General features: G+C 68.7%; 10 protein-coding genes. 7 read left to right on the plus strand and 3 right to left on the minus strand.

All coding sequences use genetic code 11. The features are described 5' to 3' along the window. Window positions 1-29: 29 nt before the first annotated feature. Window positions 30-926: a tetratricopeptide repeat protein gene (locus AC07NY_RS23785; RefSeq protein ID WP_494585862.1), complete on the minus strand. Its 897-nt coding sequence runs from the start codon at window positions 924-926 to the stop codon at window positions 30-32. A gap of 129 nt (window positions 927-1,055) precedes the next feature. Here AC07NY_RS23785 and AC07NY_RS23790 point away from each other — a divergent pair, with 129 nt between their 5' ends. The 3 genes from AC07NY_RS23790 to AC07NY_RS23800 all read left to right on the plus strand — a co-directional run bounded on the left by AC07NY_RS23790 (window position 1,056) and on the right by AC07NY_RS23800 (window position 3,877). Next, window positions 1,056-2,438, plus strand: coding sequence for a leucyl aminopeptidase family protein (locus tag AC07NY_RS23790; RefSeq protein WP_494585863.1), 1,383 nt, complete (start codon window positions 1,056-1,058; stop codon window positions 2,436-2,438). An 80-nt stretch (window positions 2,439-2,518) separates the two neighbouring features. Continuing rightward, window positions 2,519-2,872 carry a MarR family winged helix-turn-helix transcriptional regulator gene (locus AC07NY_RS23795; protein ID WP_293808478.1) on the plus strand — a complete coding sequence of 118 codons (354 nt, stop codon included), beginning with the start codon at window positions 2,519-2,521 and terminating at the stop codon, window positions 2,870-2,872. A gap of 147 nt (window positions 2,873-3,019) precedes the next feature. After that, window positions 3,020-3,877, plus strand: coding sequence for a C40 family peptidase (locus AC07NY_RS23800; protein ID WP_494585864.1), 858 nt, complete (start codon window positions 3,020-3,022; stop codon window positions 3,875-3,877). Between the two features lies 1 nt (window position 3,878). Here AC07NY_RS23800 and mutS read toward each other — a convergent pair whose 3' ends face one another. Further along, entirely contained in the window at window positions 3,879-6,605 is a 2,727-nt protein-coding gene (gene mutS, locus AC07NY_RS23805) for a DNA mismatch repair protein MutS (protein WP_494585865.1), read from the minus strand. Window positions 6,606-6,709: 104 nt separating this feature from the next. On the opposite strand from mutS, the gene AC07NY_RS23810 reads away from it, so the two are divergent. Together AC07NY_RS23810 and AC07NY_RS23815 are read left to right on the plus strand one after the other, a co-directional pair. Further along, entirely contained in the window at window positions 6,710-8,542 is a 1,833-nt protein-coding gene (locus AC07NY_RS23810; RefSeq protein ID WP_494585866.1) for a methyl-accepting chemotaxis protein, read from the plus strand. Window positions 8,543-8,663: 121 nt separating this feature from the next. Then, complete coding sequence (locus tag AC07NY_RS23815; RefSeq protein ID WP_494585867.1) at window positions 8,664-10,949, plus strand: NADP-dependent malic enzyme; 2,286 nt, start codon at window positions 8,664-8,666, stop codon at window positions 10,947-10,949. A gap of 36 nt (window positions 10,950-10,985) precedes the next feature. On the opposite strand, the gene AC07NY_RS23820 is transcribed toward AC07NY_RS23815, so the two are convergent. After that, entirely contained in the window at window positions 10,986-11,288 is a 303-nt protein-coding gene (locus tag AC07NY_RS23820) for a plasmid stabilization protein (protein WP_494585868.1), read from the minus strand. A 162-nt stretch (window positions 11,289-11,450) separates the two neighbouring features. Between AC07NY_RS23820 and AC07NY_RS23825 the strand changes: the two genes are divergently transcribed. After that, window positions 11,451-13,247 carry an ABC transporter ATP-binding protein/permease gene (locus AC07NY_RS23825; RefSeq protein ID WP_494585869.1) on the plus strand — a complete coding sequence of 599 codons (1,797 nt, stop codon included), beginning with the start codon at window positions 11,451-11,453 and terminating at the stop codon, window positions 13,245-13,247. Window positions 13,248-13,291: 44 nt separating this feature from the next. Continuing rightward, window positions 13,292-13,858 (plus strand): hypothetical protein, encoded by a 567-nt coding sequence (locus tag AC07NY_RS23830; protein ID WP_492286869.1) that lies wholly within the window; start codon window positions 13,292-13,294, stop codon window positions 13,856-13,858. Window positions 13,859-13,970 lie beyond the last annotated feature (112 nt).

Here is a 13,970-nt window from a genome sequence, read left to right on the forward strand (position 1 = left end):
AAGCGCGGATCGGCGGAGCGCCCCTCGTCTCAGGCCGGCGGCGCGGCGGCAGGCGCGCTGCCCGCTCCGTTCGCCAGTGGCGGCCTGGCCTGCGACGGCGCCCGGCCCTTGCCGCCCTTCAGCAATTCCCAGCTGTTCTGCTGGCTGACGCTGCGCTTGAGATAGGCGATCGTCGCCGCCGCCTCGGCGGGGCTCTGGTCGCGACGGGCCAGCGTCTCGGCCTCGCCGAAGCGGCCTTGCAGGCCAAGGACGAAGACGAGATTCTGGCGGACACGGGCATCCGCCCGGTCCGAGGCAGCAGCCTCGGCGAGCACGCGCTCGGCCTCGGGCAAGTTGCGCGACAGGGCGAGCGACAACCCGTAATTCGACATGATCGTCGGCTCGTTCGGGGCGAGCTTCAGCGCCGTCTGGTAGATCTGCTGGGCTCGGGCATGCTCACCCATCTGGTCGGCGACGGTGCCCTGGGCCGACAATATCCGCCAGTCCGGCCGCTCGGGCGAATGCGCCCGCGACAGGACCTCGTCCGCCTCGCGCAGCCGGCCATTATCGGCAAGCGAACGGCCATAGGCGCCAAGAAGCTCGCGGTCGTCCTGATGGATCAGGACCGCATTCTGCAGCACGGCCAGGGCCTGGGCATTCTGGTCGAGGCTGCGCAGGGCCCGCGCGTAGTAGAAGGCGGCGTCGCGGTCCTTGGGATTGGCGTCGTAGCGCTTCGCCCAGTTTTCGCGGTCGGCCTGCCAGTCCGACGAGGTCCGCGGCTGGCTCGCCTGGCTGCTGCGGCCGATCGAGCCGGTGATGTCGCCGGGGCCGCCGCGGCCCTGGCAGCCCGCGAGAACGAGCGCAGCCAGGCAAACGGCCAGACCGAGCGCGGGGCGGGAACCCCGCAGGGATTCGCGAGCGGAAGAATGGGGCCGGGCTGAAGACATGGGCCGGATCGCCTCCCGAAAACGGGTCGTCTGGATGGGTTCACTGGTCGATCCGGTGATAAAGCGTTAACCCTAATGCATTCTTAATCGCCTCCCTGACGCTCTTGCCCGAAACCGAAACATCGCTCCGTGCACAGCCTCCTGACCTCCTCCTCCGCCGCAGCCATTCCCGTTCACGTCGTCTCGGCCGGCACCTGGCCCGCGCTTCAGGACCGGCTATCCCCGGCCAATCGCAGTTTCGCCCTTGCGCAGGGTTTCGCGGCCCGCGCCGGCCAGCATTGCCTGCTGCCCGACGCGCAAGGGGCGCTGGCGGCGGTCCTGCTCGGCATCGACGCCGCCGCGCGCCGGCCTGATCCCTTCGCGGCCGGACGCCTCGCCGCGCTGCTGCCCGCCGGCGATTACGCCTTGTCGGGCGAGTTCGGCGATCCCGCGCTGGCGGCGCTGAGCTGGCTTCTGCAGGGCTATCGCTTCGATCGCTACCGCAAGCCGAGCCCGGCACGCGCCCGGCTGGTCATCCCTGGCGGCGTCGACGGCGAGGAGATCAGCCAGATCGCCGAATCCGCCATGCTGGCGCGCGACCTCGTCAACACGCCGGCCAATGAACTCGGGCCGGGCGAGATCGAAGCGGCGATCCGCGGGCTCGCCACCGAATGCGGCGCGACCGTCACCAGCATCGTCGGCGACGACCTGATCGCCCGCAACTTCCCGATGATCCATGCGGTCGGCCGCGCCTCGACGCGCGCACCGCGGCTGATCGACCTCGTCTGGGGCGACCCCGCCCATCCCAGGGTCACGCTGGTCGGCAAGGGCGTCGCCTTCGACACGGGCGGGCTCAATCTCAAGCCCGACGCCTCGATGCTCCTGATGAAGAAGGACATGGGCGGGGCGGCTGCCGCGATCGCCGCAGCGCGGATGATCATGCTGGCGAAGCTGCCGGTGCGTTTGCGCCTGCTGGTTCCGGCCGTCGAGAATTCCGTTTCGGGCAACGCCTTCCGCCCCGGCGACGTGCTGGCGAGCCGCAAGGGCCTCTCGGTCGAGATCGGCAATACCGATGCGGAAGGCCGCCTGATCCTCGCCGATGCGCTGACGCTGGCGGACGAAGAGGCGCCGGAGCTGCTCGTCGATTTCGCGACGCTGACCGGCGCCGCCCGGACCGCTCTCGGGCCGGAGCTGCCGCCCTTCTACACGCATGACGAAAACCTCGCCGCGGAGATCGCCCGGCTCGGCATGGCGGTGAACGACCCGGTCTGGCGGCTGCCGCTCTGGCCGCCCTATGATGGCCTGCTCGATTCCAAGATCGCCGACGTCAACCACGTCTCCGGCGGCGGCATGGCCGGCTCAGTCACGGCGGCGCTGTTCCTCAACCGCTTCGTCGAGAAGACGAAGGCTTACGCGCATTTCGACATCTACGCCTGGAACCCCTCCGCCAAGCCGGGACGACCCGAAGGCGGCGAATGCCAGGGAGCGCGGCTGATCCACGCCCTCGTCAAGCAGCTCTACCCGCGCGGTTAAGGCTGTTCGGCGAAGCCGATTGCGCGCCGCCGCCACCGCGATAATGATACGGGTCCGTAACGATCGGGATCCGTGCCTTTATGCCCCTGGAGATCAAGCCTTCGCAGGCGCTCAAGCTGTGGCGGCAGGTGCATCTCGATCTGGTGCGGGACCACGACGCCGATCTCTCGGCGCGCCAGACCGCGATCCTGCTGACCGTCTATCTCGAACTGCCGCCGCATACGGTGCGGGGCCTCGCCAGGCAGCTCGGCGTGACCAAGCCGGTGATCACGCGGGCGCTCGACACGCTCGGCAAGCTCGGCCTGCTGACCCGCAAGCGCGACGAGGCCGATCGCCGCAATGTCGTGATCCAGCGCACCGTCGCGGGGGCGCTGGCCGTCGAGCGGTTGGCCGATCTCGTGACCGAGCATGCCAAGGAAATCGGGGGAAGCTGACACCTTTGCTCCTCGTCATGCCCGGGCTTGAGCCCTGAGCATCTCGGAAACCAGTTCCTTCTCGTCCTGAGATTCTCGGGTCTCTGCTGCGCTCCGCCCGAGAATGACGTGGTTCCCTGAGGAGGGGCAGCGCTCTAGATTGCCGCCATGACCGCGATTCTCGACCGCCGCATCCATGCCTTCCGCCCCGACCTCGCTGCGCGCACGCTGGCAGGCCAAGTCGAGGCCGCCCGCTTCGCCGACCCGCAGCCGATGCGCATCGTCGCGGCTTCCGCTCCCGTGCGGCGCGAGCCACGCCCGGACGCCGCGCTCGATACCGAAGCGCTCGCCGGCGAGCTGGTGCAGGTCTATGAGCGCGAGGAAGGCTGGGCCTGGGCGCAGCTCGCTCGCGACGGCTATGTCGGCTACATCCCCGACGATGCCTTGCGGCCGGATGGGCCCGCACCGACGCACCGCGTCACGGGTTTGCGGACCTTCGTCTATCCCGGTCCCTCGATCAAACTGCCGCCGCTGACCGCGCTCTCGCTCGGTGCCAACGTCGCCGTCGTCGAGAGCAAGGGCGATTTCGCGGTTCTAAGCGATGGCGGCCATGTCTTCGCCGCCCATCTTGCGCCAATCGACCGGCATGAGACGGATTTCGTCGGGGTTGCCGAGCGCTTCCTCGGCGTGCCCTATCTCTGGGGCGGCAAGACCAGCCTCGGGCTCGACTGCTCGGGGCTGACGCAGCTTAGCTTGGCGGCAGCCGGCATCGCCGCGCCGCGCGATTCCGACATGATGGAAGCGACGCTTGGCCAGCCGGTCGCGTTGCGCGAGGACCTGTCAGGACTGCAGCGCGGCGATCTCGTCTTCTGGAAGGGGCATGTCGGCATCCTGACCGACCCCGGCACGCTGCTCCATGCCAGTGGGCATGTGATGAGCGTCTATCGCGAGCCCCTGCGCGAGGCGCGCGACCGCATCCGCGCCAAGAGCTTCGGCGAGATCACCAGCATCAAGCGGCTGGGCTAGCCTAGCCAATCCCTTTCAGGCGATAGAGCGCTTCCAGCGCCTCGCGCGGGGTCATCTCGTCCGGGTCGATCCCGGCCAGAGCCTCGCGCAGTCCGTCCGACTCGCCCTCGGCGACGACCGGCGCCGGCCGGCGCTGTGGCACGGCGAACAGCGGGAGATCGTCGACCAGCGAGGCGACCGGCTTCTCGCGCTCGGTCTTCTCAAGTTCGCCGAGGATGGCACGGGCACGCTCGACCACCGCCGGGGGGAGGCCTGCGAGCTTGGCGACCTGGATACCGTAGGAGCGGTCGGCCGCGCCCGGCACGACCTCGTGCAGGAAGACAACCTCGCCCTTCCATTCGGTGACGCGCACGGTCGCGTTGGCGACGCGGTCGAGCCGGTCTCCGAGCGCCGTCAGCTCGTGATAGTGGGTCGCGAACAGGCTGCGGCAGCGGTTGATCTCGTGGAGATGCTCGATCGCGGCCCAGGCGATGGAGAGGCCGTCGAAAGTCGCGGTGCCACGGCCGATCTCGTCGAGGATGACGAGCGCGCGCGGGCCGGCCTGGTTCAGGATCGCCGCCGTCTCGACCATCTCGACCATGAAGGTCGAACGGCCGCGCGCGAGATCGTCTGCCGCACCGACGCGCGAGAACAGCCGGTCGATGATGCCGATATGCGCCGAGGTCGCCGGCACGAAGGAGCCCATCTGGGCGAGCACGGCGATCAACGCGTTCTGGCGCAGGAAGGTCGATTTACCGGCCATGTTCGGACCGGTGATCAGGCAGATGCGCCCGCCCTTGGCCTCCGTGCCCGGTGGAGACAGTTCGGTATCGTTGGCGACGAAGGGTTTTCCATCGCGCTTCAGCGCCGCCTCGACCACGGGGTGACGGCCGCGCTCGATGGTGAAGGCGACGCCGTCATCGACCTGCGGGCGGCTCCAGCCTTCGCGGGTCGCGAGATCGGCCAGGGCTGCGGCAACGTCGAGCTCGGCCAATGCCAGAGCGGCGGCCTTGATCGGCTCGGCCTGGGCCAGCACGGCCTCACTGAGCGCGGCGAAGATCGCGAGTTCGAGCTTCAGCGCCCGGTCGGCGGCGGAGGCAATCTTGGCTTCGAGCTCACCGAGCTCGACCGAGGAGAAGCGCATCGCATCGGACATGGTCTGGCGATGCACAAAGGTCGCGCGCCAGGGATCACGCAGGAATTCCTCGCCGGCTGCCTGGGGCACCTCGACGAAATAGCCGAGCATCGCGTTGTGCTTGATGCGCAACGTGCGGCAGCCGGTCTCGGCCGCATAGCGCGCCTGCAGCTGGGCGATGACCTTGCGCGAGTCGATCTGGAGCAGGCGCAATTCGTCGAGCGCCGGATCGAACCCCTCGCGCACGAAGCGGCCGTCGCGGCGGTTGAGCGGCAATTCATCGGCCAGCGTCGCGTTGAGGCGCACCGGCAGATCGGGATCGCTCTCGCCGAGAGCCCGCATGGCGCGCGCCAGCTCGACCGGCAATTCGCCGCGCCGGACCAGCAAGGCCGCGATCGCGCGGGCGGCATCGAGCCCGGCGCCGAGCGCCGCGAGGTCGCGCGGGCCGCCACGATCGAGCGAGAGACGCGCCAAGGCACGGGCGACGTCCGGCACCTTCTCCAGGGCCAGGCGCAGGTCCTCGCGCAGGCCGGCATCGATGACGAGCAATTCGACCGCGTCGTGGCGCGCGGCGATGGCGGCGGGATCGGTCAGCGGGCCGGCGAGACGCTCGGCCAGCAGGCGCGCGCCGCCCGGCGTCACCGTGCGGTCGATCGTGGCAAGTAGGCTACCCTGCCGCTCGCCGCCGAGGGTACGGGTCAGCTCCAGATTGGCGCGGGTCGCGGCGTCGATCAGCATCGTCGCCGAGCCGGCATCGCGCACCGGCGCCGAGAGCGGCGGACGGGCACCGAGCTGGGTGCGCTCGACATAGGCGAGCGCGGCGCCGGCCGCAGCGATCTCGGCGCGGGTGAAGGCGCCGAAGGCATCGAGCGTGGCGACGCCGAAGAATTCCTTCAGGCGCCGCTCGGCCGAGGCCGCGTCGAGCCCGTCACGGGCCAACGGCGTCACGGGAATCGTGATCTCGCGCCAGAATTCCTTGAGCTCGGGATCGTCATGGATCGCATCCGGGCAGACGATCTCGCGGGGCTCCAGCCGGGAGAACTCGATTCCGAGCCGCTCCTGCGGCGTCTCCATCACCGTGAAGCGGCCAGTCGAGATGTCGATCGCGGCAAGCCCGTAGAGCGAGGCTGCCTCGCCGGTCTTGCGGCGCGCGACGGCGACGAGGAGGCTGGCGCGGCCGGGTTCGAGCAGGCGCTCCTCGGTGATGGTGCCGGGCGTGACGAGGCGCACGACGTCGCGCTTCACCACCGACTTGTTGCCGCGCTTCTTGGCCTCGGCCGGATCTTCGGTCTGCTCGCAGACGGCGACGCGATGGCCGGCGGCGATCAGGCGCTGGAGATAATCGTCGGCACGCTCGACCGGCACGCCGCACATCGGGATGTCGTCGCCCTGGTGCTTGCCGCGCTTGGTCAGAACGATGCCGAGCGTGCGCGAGGCGATCTCGGCATCTCGGAAGAACAACTCGTAGAAATCGCCCATCCGGTAGAACAGCAGGCAGTCCGGATTTGCGGCCTTGATCTCGACGTACTGCGCCATCATCGGCGTGACGCGCTCAGGCGCGGCGGCAGCCGGAGGCGCGGGGCGGGCGGATTCGGAGGAGGAGCTCTGGCGCATTGCGCCGGCACGCTAGCAAAATGTCCGGCCAAGGCCATCCGTTAGGACGGCTTTCAACAATTCAAAGCACTGTTCAGCAGCCGATTCGGGCCAGGATCTCCACATTGCTGCTGATCAACCTCGCCGAGAGCCTGTTCTTCCTGCTGCTGGCGGGATTGCTGCTGACCGTCGCAACCCCCCGGATCGGTAACCGGGCCTGGCTGCGCCAGCTGATCGTCGGTATCCTGTTCGCGGCCGGCGCCCTAGTCAGCATGGGCAATCCCTTCGAGATCATGCCCGGCCTCGTCGTCGATTCCCGCAACAGCTTCGCGATCCTCGCCGGGCCCGTCGGAGGCCCCATCGCCTCCGTGCTGACCGCCGCGCCGCTGGTCGTGATGCGCTATCTCAGCGGCGGCGTCGGCATGGTGACCGGCATCACCGGCATCCTCGCGCGCGCCGTGATCGGCATCGCCTATGCGCTGTGGCTGGCGCGGCGCCGGCGTCCGTTCGGCCTCGGCGACCTCGCCGCGCTCAGCGCCATCGACGCGGCCATCCTTTTGGCCTCAGCCGGTTTCATCCCCGGCGCGGCCGGTGAACGCTTCCTGCGCGAGGCGGTGCCGGTGATGATCCTGGTCGGGACGATCGGCATCTTCCTGACCGGCATCATCGTGATCAACGACACCGAAAGGCGGGAGACGGCCTATCGGCTGCGCACGCTGATCGATCGCGCGCCGGGCACGCTCTACCAGCGGCTCGTGCAGCCGAACGGCACGATGACCTACCAGTTCGCCTCCTTCGCCATCGACAAGCTGCTGGGGATCACCAAGGAAGAGGTCGAGCGCGATCCCGAGGCCTGGCTCGGCAAGCTCCTGCCGGAAGACCGGGAGCGTTTCGAGCGGCAGCGGCGCGACCAGCAGGAAACCGAGACGCTCTGGCGCTTCGAGGGACGCTATCACGGCGCCGATGGCGGCATCGTCTGGCTTCGCAGCGAATCGACCAAGCGGCGCCTGCGCGACGGAACACTGGTCTGGGACGGCATCCTGCTCGACATCACCGCCGAGAAGACGCTGGAAACCCGCCGCGCCGAGATCGAGACATTGCGCAAGACGACGCTCGACGCACTCGCGAGCGATCTCGAACGCACCGTCGGCAAGGCGCTCGGCGATGTCGGCGCCTCGCTGCACGGCATGCATACCGCGGCCGGCCAGATGGTCGAGAACGCCAACAAGACGACGTTGCGCGCCGAAAGCGTAACACAGGAGGCCGGCAGCGCCTCACGCCGCATCAGCAGCGTCGCCGTCGCCGCCGAGGAGATCGAGGCCTCGATCCGCGAACTCACCCGCCAGACCAGCCATGCCGACGACACGGTGCGCGCCGCCGCCAGCTATATCCGCAGCACGCGCAGCGACGTCGCCGGGCTGACGGAGGCGGCCGACAAGGTCCGCGCCGTGCTCGACTTCATCGAGGAGATCGCGGCCCGCACCAACCTGCTCGCCCTCAACGCGACAATCGAGGCGGCCCGCGCCGGAGCGGCCGGCCGCGGCTTCGCCGTGGTGGCGGGCGAGGTCAAGACGCTGGCCGAGCAGACCCAGAAGGCGACCCGCGACATCGCGGAGACGCTCGCCGACATCCGCGGCGCCGCCGCGACCGCCTTCGAGGCCGTGGCCCATATCGAGGGCACGATGACGACGATCGAGCAGACCTCGGGCGCGATCGCCGATGTCGTCAGCCGCCAGGCCGGCATCGCCTCGACCATCGCCGCCGACGCGCAGGCGGTGGCGCTGAGCGCTGATGCCGTCACCGTCAATGTCGGGGCCGTCGGCGCCGAGGCGCGCGTCACCGGCGATGCCGCGATCCAGGTCGCGGACGCCGCCCGCAAGGTTGACGAGCAGGCCGAGGCACTCGACCGCTATGTCGCGGATTTCGTGCGCAGCGTGCGCAGCGCCTCGCGGGCCTGACCGCCCGCGACACCTCTCCGCTCCGTCAAGAGTTCTGTGAAGCACTCGCCGCTTGTGATCTCAGGCGCCGCCGCCTTATGGTCGGTACCCCTCGAGGAAACGCACAAGAAAAGACGCTTCGATGAACGACCGTCCGACGACCAAGAGAGCCCGCCCGACCTTCACCGACCAGGAGGCCCTGCTGTTCCATTCGCAGGGACGGCCCGGCAAGCTGGAGATCGTCCCGACAAAGCCGATGGCGACGCAGCGCGACCTCTCGCTCGCCTATTCGCCCGGCGTCGCCGTGCCGGTGCTGGCGATCGCGGAGGACCCGTCGCGCGCCTATGACTACACGACGCGCTCGAACCTCGTCGCCGTGATCACCAACGGCACCGCCATCCTCGGCCTCGGCAATCTCGGCGCGCTCGCCTCGAAGCCGGTGATGGAAGGCAAGTCGGTCCTGTTCAAGCGCTTCGCCGATGTCGACTCGATCGATCTCGAAGTCGATACCGAGGACCCGGACAAGTTCATCGAGGCCGTGCGCTATCTCGGCCCGTCCTTCGGCGGCATCAATCTCGAGGACATCAAGGCGCCGGAATGCTTCATCATCGAGCAGCGTCTGCGCGAATTGATGGACATCCCCGTCTTCCATGACGACCAGCATGGCACCGCGATCATCGCCGCCGCCGGCCTGGTCAACGCACTCGACCTGACCGGGCGCGACATCAAGTCGACCAAGCTCGTCATCAACGGCGCGGGCGCGGCGGCCATCGCCTGCATCGAGCTTCTGAAGGCGATGGGCTTCAAGCCCGACAACGTCATCCTCTGCGACACCAAGGGCGTGATCTACCAGGGCCGCACCGAGGGCATGAACCAGTGGAAATCGGCCCATGCGGCGGTCACCGACCGGCGCACGCTGGCCCAGGCGCTGGACGGGGCCGACGCCTTCTTCGGCCTGTCGCAGAAGGGCGCGGTGACGCCGGAGATGGTCGCCTCGATGGCGCCGAACCCGATCATCTTCGCGATGGCCAATCCCGATCCGGAAATCACGCCGGAAGAGGTCCATGCCGTCCGCGACGACGCGATCATGGCGACCGGCCGTTCGGACTATCCGAACCAGGTCAACAACGTGCTGGGCTTCCCCTTCATCTTCCGCGGCGCGCTCGACGTGCGCGCCACCACGATCAACATGGAGATGAAGATCGCCGCGGCCGAGTCGCTGGCGATGCTGGCGCGCGAGGACGTGCCGGACGAGGTCGCCGCCGCCTATCAGGGTTCGCGGCCGCGCTACGGCAAGGACTACATCATCCCGGTGCCGTTCGACCCGCGCCTGATCCATGTCGTGCCGATGGCGGTCGCCAAGGCCGCGATGGATACCGGCGTCGCCGGCAAGCCGATCGTCGACACGGCCGCCTACAAGGCGCAGCTCTCGGCCCGGCGCGACCCGATCGCGGGGACGCTCAACCGCATCTTCGAGCGCGTCCGGCGCTATCCCAAGCGCGTCGTCTTCGCCGAGGGCGAGGAGGAGCAGGTCATCCGCGCCGCCGCCTCCTTCGTGGCGCAGGGGCTCGGCCAGGCCATCCTCGTCGGCCGCGAGGACCGCATCTCGGAGGCCGCGACCTTCCTCGGCGTCGATCTCGAAGCCAAGGGCATCTCGATCCAGAACGCCCGCCTCTCCCACCGCAACAGCGCCTATGCGCAGTATCTCTACGAGCGGCTGCAAAGGCAGGGCTATCTGTTCCGCGACTGCCAGCGCCTGATCAACCAGGACCGCAACCATTTCGCCGCGGCGATGGTGGCGCTCGGCGATGCCGACGCGATGGTGACCGGCGTCACCCGCAACTATTCGATCGCGCTGGAAGAGGTCCGCCGCGTCATCGACGAGAAGCCGGGACATCGCGTGATCGGCGTCTCGATCGTGATCTCGCGCGACCGCACGGTGCTGGTGGCGGACACCGCGATCACCGAGATGCCGACGGCGCGGCAGCTCTCGGAGATCGCGATCGAGGCCGCTGGCGTCGGCCGCAGGCTCGGCTACGAACCCAAGGTGGCCATGCTGGCCTTTTCGACCTTCGGCCACCCGGCCGGCGAGCGTTCCGAAAAGGTGCGCGAGGCGGTGGCGCTACTCGACGCCCAGCGGGTCGATTTCGAGTATGACGGCGAGATGGCGGCCGATGTCGCGCTCAACCGCGAGGTGATGAGCCAGTATCCGTTCTGCCGCCTCTCCGGGCCGGCGAACGTGCTGATCATGCCGGCCTTCCACTCGGCCTCGATCTCGACCAAGCTGCTGCAGGAACTCGGCGGCGCGACCGTGATCGGCCCGCTGATCGTCGGCCTCGACAAGCCGATCCAGATCGTGCCGCTCGGCGCGAAGGATTCCGATATCGTCAACATGGCTGCGCTCGCCGCCTTCAATATCGGCGGCTAGCCGCCGGCCGCGCCTGAGCCGGGCGGATCGTCCGGCTCAGGACGCGTTCTTCTTCCGCGTTGCGGCCGCCTTCTTCGCCGAAGCCGAGCGCTCCGCCGTCGGGCGCGCGGCCGCAGCCTCGCCTCCCAACTTGCCGCCGCGCCTTGCCGAGGCGTTCGTGTCCGGCTTGTTCCGGCCGGAGCCGGACTTGTTGCCGCCGCCGCTATCCTTGTTGACGGTCGCCCAGGCGCGCGCTTGCGCCTCCTCATGCGGAACGCCCCGCTCCTCGTAGCTCTCCTCGATATGCTCGGCCTTGCGCTTCTGCTTGTCGGTATAGGCGGATTTGTCTCCACGCGGCATGGCGAACCTCCCTGCACGGACCTGAGCGGGGAACGCGAAGCGCTTCAGCGCTGTTCCGGAGCGGGCCGCGCGGCCGCTCCGTTCATGTCGAGTTCATTTTCGCCCGATCAGGTTCGAGCCAGAGGAGACCGGAAAACCGGCCCTGGGGGACTAATCGCAACCGTGCTGACGCCCGACGAGACGACAGGCGCGAAATCGGACGTGCCTGGAGATCGCCAGGTCGCGCTGCGATTCGCGCGTTTGACCCGTGATTTCTGGCGCGGCGAGACGGCGCGCTGCGCCTGGCTCTGGACGCTGCTGCTGGCGGCCGGCGTCATCCTCACCGTCTTCGCCAATGTCACGGTGAACCGCTGGAACGGCTGGTTCTTCGACGCGCTGGAGCGCAAGGACGGCCACAGCGCCCTCGTCGCCATGGCCGTATTCCCGGTGATCGTGCTGGTGGTCGCCGGGCTCGGCGTCCTCATCCTGAAATCGCGCGAGACCTTCCAGGTTCACTGGCGGCGCTGGCTCACCGCCAAGCTGGTCGATGGCTGGGTCGGCGATCGGCGCTTCTTTCGCCTGAGCCTCTCCGGCAAGGAGCCGGCCAACCCCGAATACCGGATCGCCGACGATGTCCGCTGGGCGACCGAGCCGATCGTCGATTTCGCGATGGGCCTGCTCTCCTCCGTCATCACCATCGTGATGTTCATCGAGATCCTCTGGGAGATCGGCGGCAGCCTGAGCCTGAGCTGGGGCGAGAGCGAGATCACCATTCCCGCCTATCTCGTGCTCGCCGCGATCCTCTATGCCGTGATCGTCACCCTGCTGGTGACGGCTGTCGGACGGCGGCTCGCCGGGCTCATCGCCCAGCGCACGGAGAGCGAGGCGGGCCTGCGCTTCGCGCTGATGCGCATCCGCGACCATGGCGAGGCGATCGCGCTTGCCCGCACCGAGGCCGGCGAGCGCCATGCCGTGGCGCAGAGCCATGGCGTGCTGGTGCTGCGCTGGCTTTCCGTGATCACGCAGCGGGCGCGCCTGACCTGGATCACCAATGGCAGCAGCGCGCTGGTGCCGGTCGTGCCGCTGCTGCTGGCGGCCCCGAAATATCTCGCCGGGGAGATGACGCTGGGCGGCGTCGTGCAGGTCGCCGCCGCCTTCGTCGCGGTGCAGAACGCCTGCAACTGGCTGTTCGACAATTTCATGCGCATCGCCGAATGGCTCGCCGCCGCGAGGCGCGTCAACGAGCTCGCCGACGCGCTGGAAGAGGTCGAGCAGGAGCCGCCGGCACAGGGCCTCACCGTCGAGGACGGCCCGCATGACAGCCTGCGGCTGGAGGCGGTGACGCTGCATGACGGCGCAGGCCACGCGCTCGCCGCCGGTATCGGCTTCGTGCTGCCTGCGGGAGCCGTACTCCATGTCACCGGCGATGCCGGCTTCGCCAAGAACGCGCTGATGCAGGCCATCGCCGGGCTCTGGCAGCAGGGCGACGGCGCGATCGTGCTGCCGCGTGGGGCGCGCGTCGCGATCGTGCCGCAGCACCTGCAATTGCCGGGAATCGGTTTGCGCCATCTCCTCCAGGGCGACCGGCCGCGCCCGGCGCCGGAAGTCGCCGCGACCTTGCGCCGCTACGGGCTGTCGACCCTGACCTCGCGGCTCGATGGCGAGGACGACTGGAACAAGAGCCTGACCCGGGCCGAGCGGCAGCGGCTCGCGCTCGCGCGGACCGAGCTGGCCGATCCCGCAATCGTCCTGCTCGACGAGGCGACCAGCGCGCTGGAGACCGACGCGGCGCTGGAGATCCTGACCGAGCTGCGCGCCGCCCTGCCCCGCGCAATCATCATCGCCTTTGGGCAAAGCGCGGGGCTGGCGGAAAGCGCCAGCCATCGGATCGTGCTGCGCCGGATCAGGGGCGTCGCCGAAATCGTCGAGCGCGAGGGCTTCGCCGAGCCCCGCATCGCCGCGACCAGCGAAGCCCGCTGAGCGGCTTCGCCACCAGAAAACGACCTTCAGAGAGGAGAAACACCGTGAAGATGAATATCTGGGATGCGTTCTGGGGCCTCGAGATCGAGCAATGCCCCTGCGACGTGCATTTCGTCGAATGGCTGGAGCAGGAGAAGCTCAGCGGCAAGCGCATCTACCATTTCGGCACCGGCGGGCACCACTATGTCGGCCTGCGCTGCGCCGAGCCGCATCTCGACAACACGGTTCTCGGCATCACCGCCTCGCCGCAGGAATACGAATCCTTCATCAAGCTCGCGACCGACAACCCGAACGTCACCAAGACCTACAGCGCCTATTTCGGCGACATCTACACCAGCAATGCCCGCCTGCTGCCGCGCTTCGACATCGTGACGCTGTTCCACAGCGGCGAGTTCCGCGGCGAGGCCAACGACGCCTATGGCGCCTTGACCGACCGCGAGGTGATGGATCTCTTCACCGCGCAGACCGACAAGGGCGGCTATATCCTGTTCTACAGGGGCTCCTATGCCTATGACGTGGCAGAGCGCCTGATCCCGGACTGGATGAAGGCGATGCCGGTCGAGGAGGTCGAGGGCTTCAAGACGCTGCGCATCTTCCGCAAGACGGCCTGAGCCCCGCTCCAGCCTTGCCCGAAACCGGGCTCCCTCATGCGGCCCATTCGCCGCAGCGGCTTGTGAATTGCCGCCGAGGCGCTATCTGTCGGACGGGGCTCGCCCGAGCCCT

It is taken from the genome of Allobosea sp. GW821-FHT09G06, from assembly GCF_059416005.1.

Coding starts and splice junctions, on each gene's coding strand:
- mutS (WP_494585865.1), bottom strand. CDS start 6,605: ATGCGCCAGAGCTCCTCCTCCGAATCCGCCCGCCCCGCGCCTCCGGCT.
- AC07NY_RS23820 (WP_494585868.1), bottom strand. CDS start 11,288: ATGCCGCGTGGAGACAAATCCGCCTATACCGACAAGCAGAAGCGCAAG.
- AC07NY_RS23815 (WP_494585867.1), top strand. CDS start 8,664: ATGAACGACCGTCCGACGACCAAGAGAGCCCGCCCGACCTTCACCGAC.
- AC07NY_RS23795 (WP_293808478.1), top strand. CDS start 2,519: ATGCCCCTGGAGATCAAGCCTTCGCAGGCGCTCAAGCTGTGGCGGCAG.
- AC07NY_RS23785 (WP_494585862.1), bottom strand. CDS start 926: ATGTCTTCAGCCCGGCCCCATTCTTCCGCTCGCGAATCCCTGCGGGGT.
- AC07NY_RS23800 (WP_494585864.1), top strand. CDS start 3,020: ATGACCGCGATTCTCGACCGCCGCATCCATGCCTTCCGCCCCGACCTC.